Annotated in this window: 19 protein-coding genes and 1 other RNA gene; 3 read left to right on the top strand and 17 right to left on the bottom strand. The window is 36.4% G+C overall.

Translation table 11 applies throughout. The features are described 5' to 3' along the window. Nucleotides 1-60 precede the first annotated feature (60 nt). From AB1284_RS06085 to AB1284_RS06050, 8 genes are all read right to left on the bottom strand, one after another. Nucleotides 61-2,001 (bottom strand): ATP-dependent DNA helicase, encoded by a 1,941-nt coding sequence (locus AB1284_RS06085; RefSeq protein ID WP_429750870.1) that lies wholly within the window; start codon nucleotides 1,999-2,001, stop codon nucleotides 61-63. A gap of 282 nt (nucleotides 2,002-2,283) precedes the next feature. After that, on the bottom strand, nucleotides 2,284-2,469 hold the full coding sequence (locus AB1284_RS06080; RefSeq protein ID WP_429750872.1) for a DUF3921 family protein: 186 nt from the start codon (nucleotides 2,467-2,469) through the stop codon (nucleotides 2,284-2,286). Nucleotides 2,470-2,532: 63 nt separating this feature from the next. After that, nucleotides 2,533-3,669, bottom strand: coding sequence for a THUMP domain-containing class I SAM-dependent RNA methyltransferase (locus tag AB1284_RS06075; protein ID WP_429750874.1), 1,137 nt, complete (start codon nucleotides 3,667-3,669; stop codon nucleotides 2,533-2,535). A 213-nt stretch (nucleotides 3,670-3,882) separates the two neighbouring features. Beyond that, an RNA gene (rnpB, locus tag AB1284_RS06070) (RNase P RNA component class B) lies at nucleotides 3,883-4,271 on the bottom strand. An 87-nt stretch (nucleotides 4,272-4,358) separates the two neighbouring features. Continuing rightward, the gene (gene gpsB, locus AB1284_RS06065; protein ID WP_429750876.1) at nucleotides 4,359-4,712 is read right to left on the bottom strand and encodes a cell division regulator GpsB; all 354 of its coding nucleotides are present in this window, start codon (nucleotides 4,710-4,712) and stop codon (nucleotides 4,359-4,361) included. Between the two features lie 70 nt (nucleotides 4,713-4,782). Further along, nucleotides 4,783-5,337, bottom strand: coding sequence for a DUF1273 domain-containing protein (locus tag AB1284_RS06060; RefSeq protein ID WP_429750878.1), 555 nt, complete (start codon nucleotides 5,335-5,337; stop codon nucleotides 4,783-4,785). A gap of 59 nt (nucleotides 5,338-5,396) precedes the next feature. Next, complete coding sequence (locus AB1284_RS06055; protein ID WP_429750879.1) at nucleotides 5,397-5,924, bottom strand: CotD family spore coat protein; 528 nt, start codon at nucleotides 5,922-5,924, stop codon at nucleotides 5,397-5,399. A 445-nt stretch (nucleotides 5,925-6,369) separates the two neighbouring features. After that, complete coding sequence (locus AB1284_RS06050) at nucleotides 6,370-6,798, bottom strand: YppG family protein (protein WP_429750881.1); 429 nt, start codon at nucleotides 6,796-6,798, stop codon at nucleotides 6,370-6,372. 291 nt (nucleotides 6,799-7,089) lie between these two features. On the opposite strand from AB1284_RS06050, the gene AB1284_RS06045 reads away from it, so the two are divergent. Continuing rightward, nucleotides 7,090-7,299 carry a YppF family protein gene (locus AB1284_RS06045; RefSeq protein ID WP_429750882.1) on the top strand — a complete coding sequence of 70 codons (210 nt, stop codon included), beginning with the start codon at nucleotides 7,090-7,092 and terminating at the stop codon, nucleotides 7,297-7,299. Between the two features lie 114 nt (nucleotides 7,300-7,413). Here AB1284_RS06045 and AB1284_RS06040 read toward each other — a convergent pair whose 3' ends face one another. The 3 genes from AB1284_RS06040 to AB1284_RS06030 all read right to left on the bottom strand — a co-directional run bounded on the left by AB1284_RS06040 (nucleotide 7,414) and on the right by AB1284_RS06030 (nucleotide 9,442). After that, entirely contained in the window at nucleotides 7,414-7,764 is a 351-nt protein-coding gene (locus AB1284_RS06040; RefSeq protein ID WP_429750884.1) for a YppE family protein, read from the bottom strand. A gap of 13 nt (nucleotides 7,765-7,777) precedes the next feature. Further along, complete coding sequence (locus AB1284_RS06035) at nucleotides 7,778-8,020, bottom strand: hypothetical protein (protein ID WP_429750886.1); 243 nt, start codon at nucleotides 8,018-8,020, stop codon at nucleotides 7,778-7,780. A gap of 420 nt (nucleotides 8,021-8,440) precedes the next feature. Beyond that, complete coding sequence (locus AB1284_RS06030) at nucleotides 8,441-9,442, bottom strand: DUF2515 domain-containing protein (RefSeq protein ID WP_429750887.1); 1,002 nt, start codon at nucleotides 9,440-9,442, stop codon at nucleotides 8,441-8,443. Nucleotides 9,443-9,547: 105 nt separating this feature from the next. Here AB1284_RS06030 and recU point away from each other — a divergent pair, with 105 nt between their 5' ends. Then, a complete protein-coding gene (gene recU, locus AB1284_RS06025; protein WP_429750889.1) occupies nucleotides 9,548-10,150 on the top strand; it encodes a Holliday junction resolvase RecU in 603 nt (200 codons plus the stop codon). A gap of 65 nt (nucleotides 10,151-10,215) precedes the next feature. After that, a complete protein-coding gene (locus AB1284_RS06020) occupies nucleotides 10,216-12,831 on the top strand; it encodes a PBP1A family penicillin-binding protein (RefSeq protein WP_429750891.1) in 2,616 nt (871 codons plus the stop codon). A 41-nt stretch (nucleotides 12,832-12,872) separates the two neighbouring features. Here the strand turns inward: AB1284_RS06020 and AB1284_RS06015 are convergent, their stop codons facing one another. From AB1284_RS06015 to AB1284_RS05990, 6 genes are all read right to left on the bottom strand, one after another. Further along, nucleotides 12,873-13,388, bottom strand: coding sequence for a YpoC family protein (locus tag AB1284_RS06015; protein WP_429750893.1), 516 nt, complete (start codon nucleotides 13,386-13,388; stop codon nucleotides 12,873-12,875). Then, on the bottom strand, nucleotides 13,385-14,041 hold the full coding sequence (nth, locus tag AB1284_RS06010) for an endonuclease III (protein WP_336482834.1): 657 nt from the start codon (nucleotides 14,039-14,041) through the stop codon (nucleotides 13,385-13,387). Before nth ends, AB1284_RS06015 begins: the two co-directional genes overlap by 4 nt. A 15-nt stretch (nucleotides 14,042-14,056) precedes the next feature. Beyond that, nucleotides 14,057-14,764 (bottom strand): DNA replication protein DnaD, encoded by a 708-nt coding sequence (gene dnaD / locus AB1284_RS06005; RefSeq protein WP_429750895.1) that lies wholly within the window; start codon nucleotides 14,762-14,764, stop codon nucleotides 14,057-14,059. Between the two features lie 144 nt (nucleotides 14,765-14,908). Then, nucleotides 14,909-16,093, bottom strand: a complete 1,185-nt coding sequence (locus AB1284_RS06000) for a pyridoxal phosphate-dependent aminotransferase (protein WP_429750897.1) — start codon at nucleotides 16,091-16,093, stop codon at nucleotides 14,909-14,911. A gap of 18 nt (nucleotides 16,094-16,111) precedes the next feature. Then, nucleotides 16,112-16,588 carry a DUF5590 domain-containing protein gene (locus tag AB1284_RS05995; protein ID WP_429754342.1) on the bottom strand — a complete coding sequence of 159 codons (477 nt, stop codon included), beginning with the start codon at nucleotides 16,586-16,588 and terminating at the stop codon, nucleotides 16,112-16,114. Nucleotides 16,589-16,595: 7 nt separating this feature from the next. Continuing rightward, complete coding sequence (locus AB1284_RS05990) at nucleotides 16,596-16,766, bottom strand: YpmA family protein (RefSeq protein WP_429750899.1); 171 nt, start codon at nucleotides 16,764-16,766, stop codon at nucleotides 16,596-16,598. Between the last annotated feature and the right edge of the window lie 59 nt (nucleotides 16,767-16,825).

The following is a 16,825-nucleotide window of genomic DNA, read 5'->3' as shown; positions in this document are numbered from 1 at the left end:
TAATTCAACACAAATGTGCAAATTCCTCTTATATATAAATAAGCTTGGCATATGCCAAGCTTATTGTAACATTTCCCCTTCTACTGGGAGAACTTGTTTGACAGCTTCTACTACTTTTTCATTCTCACCTTCTGATAAGAATAGCGAAATATATCCTTTATCTTCACTCGTACGAATTAAACGCCCAATCCCTTGACGAAGACGTAAAATCATATATGGAACGTCAACATCCCAAAACGAATCATTTACGTGCTTACGTTTCGCTTCAAACACAGGATCGTTTGGAGGGAATGGAAGCGACCAAATAATAACATGAGATAATGATGAACCTGGAATATCTAAACCTTCCCATAAATGAACCGCACAAAGTACAGTCTCTTCTTCATTTTGGAAACGAGAAACAAGCTGACTAATTTCTTGATCTCCTTCATATAAAAACGGTACTGACATTTGTTCTTTACCTACATATTCTTTAAATGCTAATAGCTCTTGTTTCGTACGGAACAGAATCAATGTACGTCCATTTGTCTTTTGGATTTCTTCTAATGCATACTGACATTTTCTTTCCCATTCATTCTCTTTTGTATATGTTGGTAAATAAACTTTCATTTGCTCTTCATATTCGAATGGAGAAGCAACTGAGAATGACAAGTAATCTTTTACCCCTAAGCTATTTGCAGTAAATGCAAAAGAATTATTTTCTGATAATGTCGCAGATGAGAAGATGTACGGAATTTTTTTGGAGAATACTTTTTCTTGCAGCACTTCTTCCACCGCACGCGGCATAATAACAAGCGTAAAGGCACCATCGCCTTCTTCTCCCCACGTAATTACATTTTTCTCATGCATAAACAAGCGTAATGAATGCTCTAATACATCTAAATGTTCGTCAACGATATTTAAATCATATGTGTTCACTGTGTACATTTCACTTTCAAAAACAAGCGCGTCGCCAACTTCAGAGATTTTTGCATATAAACGCTTTGCCTCTGTCGTTACTTTTTCTGTTAATTGAATTTCTAAACGGTCAGAACCAGCAATTTCTTTCTTACTTTCTTTTAGCGCTTCAAAGAACTGTTCCGTTTGCCAAATTGTTTCTTCTACTAAATGAGCGAACTCTTCGCGAATATCATTTTGCAGTAATCTTGTTAAAAGTTGTTCCATCATTGTTTGTTTTAAACGATACGTAAGTGCTTTTTGCGCTGCATATTCTACAAGATGCCCTTCATCAAAAACAACGCAGCTACTTTCCGGTAACAATGGCATTTGTCCTTCACGTTTCCGTGCATCATATGTCCAAATATGATCCATATAAAAATCTTGCGAACAAATAATTAAATCTGCAGCTTTACGATAATGTTCACGAGATAATGTTTGTCCGCAGCGATGGCGAGACTCACATGTAAAACAGTCCTGGAAATAGTCCCAAGATACTTTAGACCATTCTTCATCGTTTAATAACGGAAATTCTTTTCGATCGCCGTAATGAGTAAAGTTTTGCATTGTTCCATGATCAAATACGAATTGAGGCAATTCATAATACAAATCTTCAATCACTTCCGGAGCTCGTCCACTCATTACATCTTCGAGTTTACGTAAACATAGATAATTCTCCATTGATTTTGCCAAACGTACATCGACAGATAATCCTAATGCTTCTGATAATTTAGCAATGTCTCCTTCTTCTTTCACAAGCTGCTCAATCAACGTTTCGTCCGCACAAGCAATAATCGCCGGCTTCCCTGTATAACGTGCATAACAAATCGCATAAAGAAGATATACAATTGTTTTCCCTGTTCCAACACCCGCTTCAGCAAACATTACTTTCTTCTCTTGAAATGCTCGTTCTAATTGAAACGCCATGAAAATTTGTTCGTCCCGCTCTTCAAATCCCTTTTCCGGTAAAATGTCGTAAAATACGTCTCCAATCCACTCATTTAACTTGTCGAAAAAATTATCTTGTTTCCCCACTTCAAATGGCAGCTTTTGCTTCGTAAACATGTTATTCCTCCAACTACATAATTTCTATATAAAAAGACAGAGCAACTACTCATAAAAAGAGCAGTTGCTGTTTTCTTGTTGCTTACATAAAGTGAAACTTCCATCAGTGGGGGTTCTTCATCCCCACTGATGGTTAGTTGAACCAATCGGGCTTTTACGGGCAGTTATCTCCCACCTATCTTCTTCGCTTTTCTCTCAATCTTGAGGTGGAGGCTTACTGCCCGTTAATGCGGGATACCAAAAATGAGCGAAAAAAGTTTTCCTAGATGCAGGAAAACTTTTTTACTCTATCAATGACTTTAAATACCGTTTATCAATCAATGTTTCATGTGATAAAGCTGATAAATATTCTTCACGTGCTCTTTGTAATTCATGATCAGCTACGCCGTGAAGGTTTACTTCTTTTTCTAATTCATCACACGTATGATGAATAGCCTTTTGAATCATAGAAAATTGCAAACCATCCATTAGCGCTTCCTCCTTTAGATAATCGCATAATAGCAAGTATATGCGTTCTAAAGAAGTTTTATACTAATCACGCGGCGGACGTTTGCCGAAATACTGATAATAATCAGTGCGAATAAATCCATTAAATAATTTTCGTTTCTTTGATGCATCTTTTCCGTACCATTTCTCAAACTCTGGATGACTTGTTAATACATATAAAGACCAAGTATCCAGCGGCCTAAATGCTTGTCCCATATCCGCATACATTTTTTCAACAAGAGGCTTTTCACTTAAACGCTCTCCGTATGGAGGATTCGTCACAACATAACCATATTCCTCTTTTGTTGTAAAATCTTTTACTTGCATTTGCTTAAATGTAATAAGATCACCAAGTCCCACTTCATCAGCATTATCCTGCGCAACTTGCACCATACGATGATCAATGTCTGATCCGATAATCTGAAGTGGTTGATCGTAGTTTGCTAAATCCTCTACTTCTTCACGAGCCATGCGCCAGTTGTCTTTACCAACCCAATCCCATCCATCAGAAGCAAAATCACGGTTAAAACCTGGGGCAATATTTTGGCCAATTAATGCAGCTTCAAGTGGAATTGTTCCAGAGCCGCAAAATGGATCTACAAATGGACGATCCGGCTTCCAGTTTGTCAGCATAATTAACGAAGCTGCCAACGTTTCTTTTAACGGTGCTTCCCCTTGCCCAACGCGGTATCCACGTTTATGAAGCCCAACACCACTTGCATCAATTGTCAACGTCGCTACATCTTTTAATAGTGCAACTTCGATACGAAATAGCGGGCCATTCTCCTCAAACCATGTTGTACGTCTATATGTACTTTTCAATTTTTCAACGACTGCTTTTTTTACGATACTTTGACAATCAGGTACACTAAATAATGTAGATTTGATCGATTTACCAATAACAGGGAATTCTCCATTTTCCGGAATATAATCTCCCCAATTTAGTGCCTTTGTTTTTTCAAATAATTCATCAAATGTTGTTGCCTTAAATTCACCAACTTTAATTTTCACACGATCCGCTGTACGGAGCCATAAATTACTGCGACAAATAGCTTTTTCGTCCGCTTCAAACGTTACTTTCCCATTATCTACCTGGCATTCATAACCGAGATTGCGAACTTCTCTTGCAACAAGCGCTTCAATTCCCATTGCAGCAGTTGCAATTAAAGTAACTTTTCCCATTTCCATTCTCCTCATAATATATAATCAAACACTCATTAGCAGTATATTGTTCTCTGCTAATCAGTTAAAATCATAACAACTTATTTCACTTCAATTGTATTAAGTTTGCAAAACTTTCTTTACCATTTTAACTCACATTCCAAAAGTTCATACAAATAAAAAGCCCTCCTCTTACAAAGGAGAGCTGAACTAACTCATGATTGGTTCATAACGTTCTGTAAGCCATGTTCTGTACCTTTGTACTGCAAACGGCCCACGCCTCGTACTCCGGTGGCAATCATCTATCTACAGAGCAATTGCATCTGTCTTTTCCCATCGTTCATTTCCTTAGGAAAAGTTCCCCTACCAATATTTGGGTTTCTCGCTCGTGGGGTTTACCTCGTTCCACTCCCATCATTTCTTCTGGGACTTCGTCACTGTGGCACTTTAAAGGTAGTCAAACCATATCCAATGGACTTAGGTTTTTTCCCTGCCGTTAATCCAGCTTTACGCCAGAATACCCTAGCTTATGACTTCGCTAGGCACGAACACTACGACCATCTCAGGTCGTGCGAGCATGGACTTTCCTCTACAACTAAGCGTTGCAGCGATTACCCAAACGTTATGACATGAATTAGTATAGTGGAAACATAAACATTTTGCAACGTTTTTTGCATGTAAATTGCTACAAGTTTATTTAGATGCTTCCATTATTCATACAATTTACTTCCAAACACAGCTTTTTCCAAATTCGACAGACGTTTTAAAATATCTGTATTCGTATTGTTATAAACTGGTTGCGGAGTAGGAACAGGAGCTGGAGCTGGAGTTGGCGCTGGTTGAGATTGCACTTGTTGCGCCATTGCTTTTTGTTGCTCCAATTCTTGCTTTAGACGTGAATTTTGTTGCTGTAATTGTTCAATTTCTTTATGGAATGCTTCATAATCCTTAATAATCATGTCTAAAAATTTGTCTACTTCTTCTTGTTGATAGCCTCGCATTCCTGTTTTAAACTCTTTTTCTAAAATATCTTTCGCTGTTAACTTAATTTTATCAGAAATCATTTATTCCACCTCAAGTCTTTACCAAAACTTTCATTAAGTAAATTTTTTCAGAAACAGTCCGTTTTGTCAATCATATATCCTTATTCCACTGTTCTTCTTCTATTATATCTTGTAAATCAGAAAAAAGTATAAAATAACATTGATAATTTTGTATTTCTTCCTTTTTTTTCGCTGCCTCTACTATATATTTAGGACTTCCTGGTTTCTCTTCATCATACATAGCAAGTAGTGCATCACTTTTTTCAATGAAAAACTGATTTTTTAGCCGGAATTGCTCTGGGCTTTCATATTTCCGCTTCGTTATGCTATCAACGTGATCAGCTTGTGAAAGAATAAATTCATAATACTCCCGATTATTTTCTTTCCAATTTTCTTCTTGCTCTAAAAAAGGGGTAAATACAGCTAATTTCAAATCTGGATATTCCAATTGCAAATCAAATACAACTTCAGCTGCCCATAGCTCAATCCCTAATTGTCCGCTAATCATAACCCATTCTAATCCTTCTTCTAGCAAAGAAAGCAGCCTTTGATGTATCGCTTTTTTTATGTAAGAAATTCCAGGATGGTCATTTGAAAAAATGCCTAGTTCAAATGGCTTATATCCTGTAACAGCTACAACTTTCATATGAAACGCCCCTTCTCTAAAAAAAAAGAACTAGCAATTTGCTAGTTCTAGCATAACACTTACTTTTTAAACATGCCACCAACATTTGGGCCTGGTGGTAACATTGCTGGACTTACACTTGGTCCAACATTTGGGCCTGGCGGTAACATTGCTGGACTTACACTTGGTCCAACATTTGGACCAAATGGCGATACTTGAGGGCCACATGGGCAATGATGTCCATGATGTCCACCAAATCCTCCACCAAACCCTCCACCAAACGCTGGATCAACAGGGTCTATAACATTTGCAGCAGAGTGTGTTTGTGGGAAATAATGCTGAGATTGCACTAGCTGATGATGAACGTGTTTCGTATGCGTTGGGTGAATATGAGGGACCACCGTTTTTGAAAATGTGTGTGTTTCACAACATTTTGTCGGATGCACAATAGGAGGTGTTGTTGTAATTGGTGCAACTGCTCCTCCGAAAGGTGCAACTGCTCCCCCGAAAGGCGCTGCCCCCCCGAAAGGTGCAACTGCTCCTCCGAAAGGTGCAACTGCTCCCCCGAAAGGTGCTGCTCCCCCGAAGCAAGGATGACAATGATGCATAGTTCTCTCTCCTCTCACAGTTTGAAAATGAGCTTACACTTTACAATATGAGAAAAGAGTAAAAGCCGTTTGTTACAAACACCTATTTCTATATTGGAAATTTGTCTATAAGAAATGTTTAAATTTTGTAAAAATAAAAACAGTTAATGTAATCATGACAAAAAACAAAAGTAAAATAACCTTTTTCACATTCGTCCTCTCCATACATCATATTTTAAAGCTACTGTCATTGTAAAATGGATGGAAGGTCCGAACAACTCCTTTTTATGACATTTCACATGCAAAATTTGGATTTTTATTAACCTGCACGTATCATACACATTTTAGGAAATCCTTCTTTAATCCTTTACACATATTTTCCTATGTAAAAGATTAAAAAACAGCCCGTATGAGCCCGATTGGTTCAGCTAACCTTTCATGGGAAAGACACCCATGAAATGAAGCTTCATTTTATAAAAAAGCCCCCTACTTGTTTGACAATGCCGGTAATTTGATTCATTGCATTCATCATTTGACCTGCAGTACCCATCATTTTATTAATGTCATAATTTCCATCAGCTGTTTTAAACTGCGATATAAAACTGGAAAATTGACTTGGTTGTTGTTTTGTATAGTTTTGTTTATTCATCATCGGATATGGCGTATGTGGATGAAAAGAAGATTGAATAGGTTGTTTCGGTGGATAAAACATTGGTTGATTCATTGGCTGATTCATTGGTTGATTCATTGGCTGATTCATTGGCTGATTCATTGGCGGAAGTTGAAAAGGTTGAAAATAATTTGTTTGATTCATATAGTAAGGCATAAAAGGATACATATTATAACGTAAGTATGGATCCTGTTCAATCTGATACATGCTGGAATGTTGAAACATACATTCTCCCTCCTCTAACAGTTTTCTATATAGTTAGAATATGAAATCATAAAAAAAATGTGTAATCATCCTATAAGTTGAAAATTCCTGCGTTGACTAGTTTTTTCATTAGCCATTACTAGTCGATTCCCATTTTTCAAATCATTACCATAAAAGGTAAAAGACAACCGATAGTTGATAAAGTAATACAAATTATATCTTATGCAAAATTTAAATTTTCAAAAAAATAAAAAAGTAAGCGTTTGTATGCTACCATTAAATAGAAAAGATTCTTATGGGGGAGGAATCAGCATGGTATTAGGGGATTTAAAACAAGATTTTTTCGAAAAAAAGGGATATGAACCTGAGGATTTAAATGAGTTACTTGATTTTGCAAGACATTCTTATTTACAAGGAAAAATTTGCTTATCACAGTATAGAAGTGTAACACGTGAACTAGAAACAATCGGGGCTACAAAACCAGCTTACGAAACAGAAAAAGATATCATGACAGAAATATAAAGTGAAATTTCCATCAGTGGGGGTTTTCTTCGTCTCTCACTGATGGTAAGCTCGCCCAATCGGGCTTACTGCCCTAAAACAGCGGGATAAAAATAAGAGGGGGCTCCCCTCTTATCATTTACACTGTTCTAAAATATTTTGTAATGTATAATGAATCGCCTGATGTGTTTCATAAAAACGCTTTCCATTCATTTTCTGTGCAAAACACTGTAAAGAATTACTTTGTAAATTTGTACATACTTGTTCGATTTGCTGTACATGTATATATTTAGGCTTTGCTCGATACAACCAATCAATCGCGAGCTGTTTCCATTCTTCTAATCCTTCATCTACTAAAGACACGAATGGCTTTATATCATGATAAAAGTCAAACTCAAGTTCTTCACTTTCTCTTTTTTTTATAATTGTTTCATCATTATATTTAATTATTTTTTTTGTCACTTCAATCAATGTTATATATTCCACTATTTCCACCTACTTATATGCTAACTGCTACTACTTGAAACGTTTGTACCCAATTACCTTTCTCTTCATGATGCAATAATTTCGTTTCCATATGTTTTATATGCATTTCCATTATCTCTACTTTATTAGCGACAAGTTCTCTTTTATCCTTAAGCGCATGATTAACTCTAAGCGACACGTTCATTTCAAGCAAATCAAGAGTATTTAACATCTGATCCATTTTTTTCATTACATCCTCTTTCTGAACCATTTTCATCTTCAAAACGCCTCCCTCTTTGCCTTCCTTTTGTCATGTTAATTCGACAGCTCCTTTTTCGCTCCTGCATGCTTGACAAAACTAGTTTTAATTCGGCAAAGAAAGTGATTTTTTGTATGAAGTTTATGAAAGTGGCAACAATACGAAAGGGAGGTGTTGACAATGGCTAAAAACAAAAATGAAGGCAAAAATGAAAGCAAGAAAAACCAAACTCAAAGTAGACAAAACAAACCAGAAACAGGAAATCCAAAATTGGATGGACCAAATTTCCCTGCTACATAAAGTGAAACTTCTTTTCATGGAAACGGTTTTCTTCCATGAAAAGTTAGTTGTGCCAATCGGTTTTTTACAGCTAGTTTAATCTTCTTCCCGCTTTCATGAAGCGGGATTTTTTTATTATATCATGAATACTGAATTCTGTTAAAAAAGGATGTTGAGTGAAGCAAACAAGTGTAATTGCTTCTGTTTGTGTAAAAACCATTCTGTAATATCAATGTTTATTTTCGGTTCTTCAAACAAAAACAATTCCTCTATATTCACTCCTGAATGAAACCAATCTTTCTCTGCATCACGATGATGTGAGATGACAGAAAATACATCACGAAGCTGAGGAGTATCTTGCTCCTTAAAAGTAGAGAAGTATTGTTCATAATCTAACCTCGACCCTGTATGAACTGTTTGAGAGGAAAATGTATAAAACGAATCCTTATAAGTTGGATGAAACAATAACCATGCTAATCGTTTCCCTAACTCAATTCTCTTTATTAGAGTTTCAAACTGACGTACAGAGAAACCATATAAATTCCCATTAACTGTTGGAAATATCACTGCACTAAAATGAAATAATTCTTGAAATTTGAATAATAATGTTTGAAATACATGCTTTTGATAAAAAGGATGTTCGATTACCGGCTTTTGAATGATATGTTGTTCATTAATTATGAGCGCTGTCATAAGTCGATCTTCATTTTTTTGATTCCAAAAATAATCCCATTCCACTTCCATAAATATGGAAACAGAAAATATTTGTAACAAATGAAACAACGGTTTTTGCATTTGTTTACTATATTCATACAATAACAGCTGGGGATATGCATCTAAAAAAATAAGCCAATTTGCACGTTCATATGTAAGATATAACTGTTTACGTATCTCCTTGGATAAAACTTTTGGATAATATTTTCCTTCTAAATCTGTCATATTCCAGCCTGCATTACGAGATATCATACTGGCTAAAAATGACCAACGAATTTCTTTATTGTGTTCATAATATTCTTTATAAGCATGCGTGCGCGAAATGTTATCAACATTAGCAAGAATAGTTTGTTGCTCAATACGATGCACGAGCTCTTTCTCTTCTTTTGTATAGGAAGTAACTTGCCTTTTTTGTCTTATTTTTTCATATTCACTTTGTGCAAACACAATACTTTCACCCCTTCTCTATATTCAAAAAAATCGCCTATTTTTCATTTTTTTTGATATAATCACCTTTGTAAGTGATTCTATGCAAGTTGGAGTGTACAATCTATGACCATTCGTTACCCAAACGGAAGAAAGTATAATGAAACGCAGCAAACTCATAATCCTCCTACAAGAAAACATACTTATAGTAATAGAGGTATGTCACTTGAAGAGGAACTAAACGAAACAAATCAGTACTATTTAACGCACAATATTGCTTGTGTTCATAAAAAGCCCACCCCTCTTCAAATTGTAAAAGTCGATTATCCAAAACGAAGCGCTGCTGTAATTAAAGAAGCGTACTTTAAACAACCTTCTACAACCGATTACAACGGTGTATACAAAGGCAAATACATTGACTTTGAAGCGAAAGAAACTAAAAATAAAACAAGCTTTCCATTACAAAACTTCCACCTTCATCAAATTAAACATATGAAGCAAGTATTAGCTCATAATGGGATTGCATTTGTTATTATTAAATTTACGCTTTATGATGAATTTTATTTATTAGAAGCAAAACATGTCATTACATTTTGGAATCGACAAGAAGCTGGTGGACGTAAATCAATTACAAAACAAGAAGTGGAAGAGTATGGATACTTATTACCGTGCGGTTATCATCCCCGCATTGATTATATTCATACACTAGACACACTTTATTTTTCGTGATAGAGTCAACAATAAGGCTCATTTTTCGACTTTTGGGGAGGAAATGAAAGGTAGGAGAAAGTATAATGTCAGAAAATTATCGTTCTCGTGAAGAACGAAAACAAGCTAAAAAACAGAAGCAAGAAGATCCTAAAAAAGCGAAACCAAAGAAAAAAGGCTCGTTTCTACGTAAATTTTTAATCACTTGCTTATTAGTCGGCATCGTGACACTAGTCGCTGGGGTTTCTGCTTTCTTTATTATGGTAAAGGATGCTCCAAAATTAGATAAAGCAAAACTTGAAATTCCATTATCAACAAAATTTTATGATAAAGACGGCAATTTCATATATGAATATGGCGCTGAAAAGCGAACGAAAATCACATATGATCAAGTTCCAAAAGTAGTAGAAAATGCCTTCCTAGCTACAGAAGATTCACGTTTTTATGAGCACCATGGAATTGATTATAGACGTACTGCAAAAGCGATTTTCTTAAATGTAACTGGGGATTTCGGTTCTCAAGGTGGTAGTACAATTACACAACAAGTTGTTAAAAACTATTTCCTGACAATGCAAAAAACTACAAAACGTAAAGTACAAGAATGGTATTTAGCTTACAAGTTAGAACAGCAATATTCAAAACATGAAATTCTAGAAATGTACCTAAACAAAATTAACTTAGGTAACCGTTCTTATGGTATTGCAACAGCTGCAAAAAATTATTATGGAAAAGAATTAAAAGATTTAACATTACCTGAGGCAGCGATGCTTGCAGGATTACCACAAGGTCCTAGTATTTATGATCCGACAAAACCAGAAAACGTGAAGGCTGCAACAGAACGACGCGACACAGTATTATATTTAATGAACAAACATGGCTATATTACGAAGAAACAAATGGAAGATGCGAAGAAAATTCCAGTAACGGAAGGTCTTCAGCCGTCTCAAGAAGCAACACAAATGCCTTACCAGGGATTCTTAGATGCTGCTGTAAAAGAAATCGAATCACAAATTAAAGATGTCAACATCGGTTCTGATGGTCTTTCTATTTACACAACATTAGATCCAAAAGCACAGAACTATGCGGATAAAATAATGAATACAGAAGACGTTATTAACTATCCAAATGACAAATTCCAAGGTGCATTTGTATTTATGGATACAGAATCAGGTGAAGTTCGTGCAATTGGTAGCGGGCGCGGTGAAAATAAAGCAACATTTAAAGGACATAACATGGCTGTTGACTTACAGCGCCAAGTAGGTTCTACAATGAAGCCAATTTTTGACTACGGCCCTGCTATTGAATACAACCAATGGTCGACATATCATCAAATTGACGATTCAACATTTAAATATTCAACAGGACAAGAGGTTCGAAATTTTGATAACGGCCACAAAGGTCCAATGTCAATGCGTGAGGCATTAGCACAATCACGTAACGTACCTGCTGTGAAAACAGCTAAAGAAGTTGGTTTAAATAAAGCACAATCTTTTGCTGAAGGACTTGGTATGACATTTGGACAAGATGGTGTACATGAATCAACAGCAATCGGAAGTAACGCTTCATCTCCTCTTGATCTTGCTGGTGCGTATGCATCATTCGGAAGTGGCGGTGTATATCATAAACCACACTTCGTAACAAAAGTTGTATATCCTGATGGAAAAGAAGTGAACTTTACACCAAAAGGAAAACGAGTAATGAAAGATTACACAGCATATATGATTACAGATATGCTTCGTAGTGTTGTGAATTCTAGTACTGGTACTGGTAAAGCAGCAAATATTCCATCATTAGACGTTGCTGGTAAAACAGGAACAACAAACTTTGATGACAAAGTATTACGAAAATATGGCATTTCATCCTCAGCAAACCGTGACAGTTGGTTCGCTGGCTATACGCCACAATATACAATGGCTGTATGGACCGGGTACGATAAAGATGGGCCATACAATTTTATTGCTAATCACTCACCATCAGCTACTATCGCACAACGTATGTTTAAAGCGATGATGAGTGAATTTGGAAGTGATAAATCTCGTTTTGAAATGCCAAGTAGTGTAGAACGCGTAGGTAATGAACTTTACGTTAAAGGTGCGAAAAAAGATGATGTTCCAAAAATTAACGTAGATGCACCAACTGGAATGAATCCGTCATATGATGCTGCTACCCAAACTATATCATTAAGCTGGGCTGCTTCATCTGATTCAGACGTATCCTATGCTGTAAGCTATAAAGGTAGTGACGGTTCTAGCGGTAGCGCAAAAGTAAGCGGCACAAGTGCAACCATTAGCGGTGTAAAACCTGGTGTTACCTATACCATCTCTCTTGTTGCGAAAAAAGGTGGCAGCTCGAGTGATGCAGCAATAGCGACGGTAACAGTGCCTGGTGGTGATGATTCTCAGAAAAAAGCTGATGAAGAAGCTGCTAAGAAAAAGGCTGAAGATGACGCTAATAAAAAGGCCGAAGAAGATGCTGCTAAGAAGGCTGAACAAGATAAACAAAATCAAAATCAAAATCAAGACCAAAACCAGAACCAAAATAACGGAACTACCCCACCAGCTGGAGGAACTACCCCACCAAGCGGAGGAACTCCTCCACCAAGTGGAGGAACTACCCCACCAGCTGGAGGAACCACACCGGGTGAAGGAAATCACCCGAATCCGCCAGCAGACGGTGGAAATCCAAATAAACCGACTCAATAATAATAATAAGTTACAAACGAATAAAAAAGAAGCCATCTTCTCTACAGAGAAGATGGCTTCTTTTGCATAATAAGTACTCTAACATATAACTTTTCCATTTCTTCATATAACTGTGTCAGCTGAATAAAAGAATGATAATGATCCGGCTGTTTCATAATAAATAAAAAACGCTCCATAAAGTTAACTGGCTTATTTTCTAGCCTTTCAATTCGTCCATTCATATCCTGTAAACTGACAACAGACGTTCCGTTCATCCAGTGTAAAATGGATAAAAGATGTCCTGCAAAACGGACCATCGGATCTTTTGCTTCTTTTTTGTTTCGATTTCGAAATAGTATAGAAATCTCCTCTTTTTGTTCTTTCCATAAGCTTAATACAGTAGAAATACTCTTTTCTATCTCATTCCATGGCTTATATCGCTGATCGATATCAAAGAAAAAGCATGTCTCTTTTAAAAGCTCTCCAAACGATTTCTCTGCATTGTATTCAATAACAGTCTCTTCTTCAAAGAAAGGACTACACCGAAAATCATTTGGTATTTCAAGTACTTGCTTCATTTCTTTTCCTTCTCTCTCATACGTTTCTTACCTTCACGACACAGCTCTAACAACCTGCATTCTTCGCACTGGGGACGCTGCGCCTTGCAATGATAACGTCCAAAGAAAATCATACGATGATGTGTTACACCCCACTCTTCCATCGGCACCTTCTTCATTAAGGTCTTCTCTACTTCTAATACAGAATCTTTCCATTTGCAAAAGGCAAGTCGTTTACTAACGCGCTCTACATGCGTATCAACAGCAATAGCCGGAATACCAAATGCAACAGAGACAACAACATTTGCAGTTTTTCGCCCTACACCTGGTAGCTTCGTTAACTCGTCTCTATCTTGCGGCACCTCTCCATTATATTCATCAATAAGCATACGGCATAGTTTTTGAATATTTTTCGCTTTATTTCGATACAAACCAATAGAGCGAATATCTTGTTGTAATTCTTCTAAAGGCACGCTTAAATAATCTTCTGGTGTTTTATATTTTTGAAATAAATTTTTTGTTACTTTATTTACAAGAACATCTGTACACTGCGCAGATAGTGCTACTGCAATAACAAGTTCAAATGCGTTGTCATGATTAAGTTCACAATGTGCTTCTGGATACATTTCTCCCATTACATCAAGGCAATGTCTAATTTGTGTTTTGTTTAGCATTTTTTCCTCCTACCATTATTGCTCTAGCCAATTATAAAACGGTACTTTTCCTGTATACTTCGTTTCTTGACGTGATACTTGCTGATTTCGTTGCTGATTTTCTCTAAACTTACGTCCTTGGTTCTGCGCTTGATCAAGTGTTTTAATTCCGTTCTTCTTCCACTCAAACAATATGCGATCGATATAACGAAAGTTCAACTTTCCGCTCATAACAGCCTCGCGAAGAGCAGCTTGAATTAAAAGTGAATCATGTTGATCCTGATCTTGCCACATTGCTAACGTCTCGCACTCAAATGGAGATAATGGTCTTCCAAATTCATGCTCAAACACCGTATATAAATTTATTTGTAATTGTTTTTGTTCCCGCTCTTCTTCTTCAATATTCTCACTCATTAAAAAGTGTAATATCTTTTCCCAAAGAGGCTGTAATGAGTAGCTTTCGCAAATCATCGCTGCAGATTTACGGCTTCCTTCTAACGCTAAAAAACCTTTATGAATTAATGCTTGAATAATCTCCATACACTTTGTTTGTGTAATGGTCATTCGCTCTGCAATTTCTCCTGGTGTTGGGAAAGAATTTCCCGATTCTAAAAATGTATGGACATGCAATAGTACCATAAACTCTACTTCATTCAAACCGAGTTTTTTATAGTGCATCATTAATAATTTTGGAATCGCAATGCTGCCTTGTTCAAACCACTCTAACATGATTTTCTTCTTCATAATCAAACACCTCGCTTTCTAGTATAACACACCTCTTCACATTTCTTTTTGGCACAATTCGTCAAAAAAACCTCCCTATATGAAAGGGAGGTACGATTTGAACTGTCTAAAACAATTACAAAGATAGAAATAAAAGAGCTACTCTTATTTCATTTTGTTTTTCATAAATGTATCAATACGTTCTAACGCTTTCTCTAATTGTTCAAGTGAAGTTGCGTATGATAAACGAACGTTATTTGGTGCTCCGAATCCTGTCCCTGGAATGAGGGCAACTTTTTCTTCTTCTAATAATCCTTTTGCCCATTCATCAACTGTTTCAAAACCAGCTAAGGCTACTGCTTCTTTCACATTCGGGAACAGATAGAACGCTCCTTGCGGTTTAATGCAAGTGAACCCAGGAATTTGAATCAGTTTCTCATAAACGATATTTAATCGCTCTTCAAATGCGCTGCGCATCATTTCTACAGGTTGTTGATCTCCAGCATAAGCAGCAATCGCTCCATACTGCGCAATTGAAGTAGGGTTTGATGTACTGTGACTCGCTAAGTTCGTCATCGCTTTAATAAGTTCTTTATTACCTGCTGCGTAGCCAATGCGCCATCCTGTCATTGAATGCGATTTTGATACACCGTTAATAATAAGAGTCTGTTCTTTTAATTCATCAGAAATCTCAGCAATTGATGTATACACTGCATCGTCATAAATTAATTTCTCATAAATTTCATCAGAAACAATTAAAATGTCATGCTCTAAGCATACTTGTCCAAGCTGCTGCAACTCTTCTTTGCTATAAATCATCCCTGTTGGGTTGCTAGGCGAGTTAATAATTACGGCTTTCGTTTTTTCTGTAATCACTTGACGCAATTGCTCTGGTGTGATTTTATAATTATTTTCTTCTAATCCCTCTACATATACTGGTTCACCACCTGCAAGCTTTACTTGCTCTGGATAACTTACCCAATACGGAGTTGGAATAATAACTTCATCACCTTCATCAAGTAATACTTGAAACAGCGTATATAAAGCATGCTTTGCACCGTTACATACAATAACTTGAGATGGTTCATAAGATATGCCTTGGTCACGCTCAAACTTTTTGATAATTTCTTGTTTCAGCGTAGCTAATCCACCTGTTGGTGTATATTTCGTATAACCTTCTAACATTGCTTTATGAGCAGCATCCATAATATGCTCTGGCGTATTAAAGTCAGGCTCTCCTGCTCCTAATGCTATCACATCATGTCCTTCTGCTTTTAACGCTTGTGCCTTTGCTGTAATTTCTAACGTTGTAGATGGTGTTAGAGCAGCTACTCGCTTTGCTAATTTCATCCTGAGTTCCCCCTGCACTTATTTTTCAATGCTGTATCGTTTCAAAAACTTACCATCTTCGAATGCGAGATAGTAGTAAGTATAACGATTTTCATCATCAATATATGTAATTTCCCATAATGGAACATTGTTTTCGGCGCCTAATTTTGCTTTTACAAATTGCTTTGGCTTTCGCTCCTTAGCAACAATTTGCAATGCATCTTTTTCAGAAATACCTTCACTTGCTTTTCGCATCAGAATATCTCCTTTTTTCTCAGGCACCCAAACGATATATTGTTCTCCTTTTTCATTCACACCTTGTACAACTTCATATGGAGCTTGACCGTTATAATAATCGACTTTTGTTACTTTTGTAAGTTTTGCTTTTTCTTTTGCAACCTCAACTGTTTTCGATTCTTTCGGAACTTTTTTCTCCATCGTTGTATTATAAATGTGTACCCCATATAAAACAACAGCAACGATTACAATAAAAATTGTTAAAATCCACTTTTTCATTGTATCACTACGTTCTGTAAATCGTAAATATTGCTGTCTCTTTTTCTTTTTCATCTAATGCTAATCCGAACATCAGATCTTTTTCTTTTAATGTTCGATTTAAGCTATCAACAATCTTGTATAAATCAGACGTGTATTCAAGACGCGTCGTTGATAGTACTTCAATTTTCTTCTCCATAAAAACTCCTCCGTTACACAAAATTTCTAATCATAGAAGAACGCATTGCGGTTACAATA

It is taken from the genome of Bacillus sp. S2(2024) (assembly GCF_050474045.1).
GTDB lineage: Bacteria > Bacillota > Bacilli > Bacillales > Bacillaceae_G > Bacillus_A > Bacillus_A yunxiaonensis.
This window is presented reverse-complemented; position numbering and strand designations above follow the sequence as displayed.

Excerpts from the sequence above, each read along its gene's own strand:
- AB1284_RS06035 (WP_429750886.1), bottom strand. The coding sequence starts at position 8,020 with ATGAAAATGGTTCAGAAAGAGGATGTAATGAAAAAAATGGATCAGATG.
- dnaD (WP_429750895.1), bottom strand. The coding sequence starts at position 14,764 with ATGAAGAAGAAAATCATGTTAGAGTGGTTTGAACAAGGCAGCATTGCG.
- AB1284_RS05990 (WP_429750899.1), bottom strand. The coding sequence starts at position 16,766 with ATGGAGAAGAAAATTGAAGTACTATCAACGACGCGTCTTGAATACACG.
- AB1284_RS06000 (WP_429750897.1), bottom strand. The coding sequence starts at position 16,093 with ATGAAATTAGCAAAGCGAGTAGCTGCTCTAACACCATCTACAACGTTA.
- AB1284_RS06050 (WP_429750881.1), bottom strand. The coding sequence starts at position 6,798 with ATGTTTCAACATTCCAGCATGTATCAGATTGAACAGGATCCATACTTA.
- AB1284_RS06075 (WP_429750874.1), bottom strand. The coding sequence starts at position 3,669 with ATGGGAAAAGTTACTTTAATTGCAACTGCTGCAATGGGAATTGAAGCG.
- recU (WP_429750889.1), top strand. The coding sequence starts at position 9,548 with ATGACCATTCGTTACCCAAACGGAAGAAAGTATAATGAAACGCAGCAA.
- AB1284_RS05995 (WP_429754342.1), bottom strand. The coding sequence starts at position 16,588 with ATGAAAAAGTGGATTTTAACAATTTTTATTGTAATCGTTGCTGTTGTT.
- AB1284_RS06055 (WP_429750879.1), bottom strand. The coding sequence starts at position 5,924 with ATGCATCATTGTCATCCTTGCTTCGGGGGAGCAGCACCTTTCGGGGGA.
- AB1284_RS06020 (WP_429750891.1), top strand. The coding sequence starts at position 10,216 with ATGTCAGAAAATTATCGTTCTCGTGAAGAACGAAAACAAGCTAAAAAA.
- AB1284_RS06080 (WP_429750872.1), bottom strand. The coding sequence starts at position 2,469 with ATGGATGGTTTGCAATTTTCTATGATTCAAAAGGCTATTCATCATACG.
- AB1284_RS06085 (WP_429750870.1), bottom strand. The coding sequence starts at position 2,001 with ATGTTTACGAAGCAAAAGCTGCCATTTGAAGTGGGGAAACAAGATAAT.
- AB1284_RS06045 (WP_429750882.1), top strand. The coding sequence starts at position 7,090 with ATGGTATTAGGGGATTTAAAACAAGATTTTTTCGAAAAAAAGGGATAT.
- nth (WP_336482834.1), bottom strand. The coding sequence starts at position 14,041 with ATGCTAAACAAAACACAAATTAGACATTGCCTTGATGTAATGGGAGAA.
- AB1284_RS06015 (WP_429750893.1), bottom strand. The coding sequence starts at position 13,388 with ATGAAGCAAGTACTTGAAATACCAAATGATTTTCGGTGTAGTCCTTTC.
- gpsB (WP_429750876.1), bottom strand. The coding sequence starts at position 4,712 with ATGATTTCTGATAAAATTAAGTTAACAGCGAAAGATATTTTAGAAAAA.
- AB1284_RS06060 (WP_429750878.1), bottom strand. The coding sequence starts at position 5,337 with ATGAAAGTTGTAGCTGTTACAGGATATAAGCCATTTGAACTAGGCATT.